Origin of the sequence: Loktanella sp. DJP18 (assembly GCF_049310965.1) — a bacterium.
GTDB lineage: Bacteria > Pseudomonadota > Alphaproteobacteria > Rhodobacterales > Rhodobacteraceae > Loktanella.
In genome coordinates, this window is the sequence record NZ_JBMERN010000302.1 from 1 (window position 1) to 1,624 (window position 1,624).

Here is a 1,624-nt window from a genome sequence, read left to right on the forward strand (position 1 = left end):
AACAAGGGCGGCAGCGGTCGTGAAGCGGACCTTCAGACCCTTTTGGCAGGCCGCCAGTCCGAGCCCCAGGGCAACGTGGGTCTTGCCGGTGCCGCTCGGACCCAGGGCGATGACGTTCTCGCGCCGGTCCACGAAGGCGCAGCGGGCCAGTTCCATGGTCAGGGCCTTGTTCAATGACGCAATCACCTTGAAGTCGAAGCTGTCCAGACTCTTGGTTGCCGGGAACTTGGCGTCCTTGATCCGGCGTTCGATCATCCGGCGTTCGCGTTCAATCAGTTCCAGTTCACAGAGCCGCAGCAGGTAGTGAACATGGTCCTTGTTCTCAGCCGCGCATTGCCGTGCCTGCTTGTCGTACTCGCTGTTGAATGTCGGCAGGCGCAGCTTCTTGAGATGATGCTGCAGCAGGACCTGAGGGGTATCGGTCATGCCGCTGTTCCGGACATCAACACATTGTAGCTGGCCGGGTCCGTCGTCTCGACCTGTGCCTTGGGCAGATAGGGATAGATGTCGAGATCAAGCCGCGGCGGGCGCTTCTCAATCCGACATAGCACGAGATGCTTGACCGCATCGTAGCCGATGGTCCCGTGACCGAGAGCGTACTTGATGGCACCATGAACATGGGCCATCTCGAAGGTCTCCAGCAGGCGCAGAACCTGGACGTATTCGCGCTTGCCCTTCTTGCCCATCCGCGCTTCCAGCAACCGGTGCAGGATGGCGAACTCGGCGGGCAGGTCCCAGCCCTGCAGCGGTGCCGCCTGATCCAATGCGCCGACTTTCTGCTCAAGCAGCGGTAGGTAATGCATTGGATCGAACACCATGTCAGCCTTGTCGTAGGACCGGCGGTGGCGGGCGATTCTCTCTGCGCCACACCCGATGACGACCTCATGGACATAGCCCCTGATCTGGACCTCGTGGTGTGCGTAGGCGACCGGGACGGAATAATCATTGGTGCGATAGCGGACCATCGAGATCGACGTCGCCCGTGTGCTGACCTTCTCGCAGGCATCATAGGGCGTGGGCGGCAGTGCCATCAGCGCATCCAGATCGCGCATCAGGCGGTCTCCGATCGGCTCGGTGTGGCCACGGACGGTATCGTCCTGGCGCCTCAGGCATTGTTCTTCCAGCCGGGCATTCAGCTCATCGAAGCTGTTGAACCGGGGCGCTGGTACGAGAAAGTTCCGTCGCCCGTAGCCGATGACGCCTTCGACATTGCCTTTGTCGTTGCCCTTTCCCGGCCGACCGAACTTGTCGTCGAACAGATAATGCGACTGCAACTCGGAAAAGATCCTGGTTCGCTCCCGCTTTCCATCACCGCAGATCTTCGCCACCGCGATCGAGGTGTTGTCATACAGGATCGATAACGGCACCCCGCCGAAGAACGCAAAAGCTGAGACATGACCATCGCAGAACGCTTCGGTGGTCTCTGCAGGATATGCTTTGATGAAGAACGCGTCCGAATGCGGCAGCGCCATCGCAAAATAGTGCAGCTTGCACGCGACCCCGTCAATCACACCAAGCGTCTCGCCAAAATCCACCTGCGCGTGACCGGGCGCGTGCGACAACGGGACGAACACTTCCTTTGATCGGCGTTGCTTCTCGCGGACATAATCCGTGACGATCGTGA

The 1,624-nt window shown here is 60.1% G+C and carries 2 protein-coding genes; both read right to left on the reverse strand.

What is annotated here, in order from left to right; translation table 11 throughout:
• On the reverse strand, positions 1-426 hold a 426-nt coding region (locus ACOI1H_RS25425), incomplete at its 3' end, for an ATP-binding protein (protein WP_422441091.1).
• On the reverse strand, positions 423-1,624 hold a 1,202-nt coding region (gene istA / locus ACOI1H_RS25430; protein WP_422441093.1), incomplete at its 5' end, for an IS21 family transposase. The genes ACOI1H_RS25425 and istA, both read right to left, overlap by 4 nt.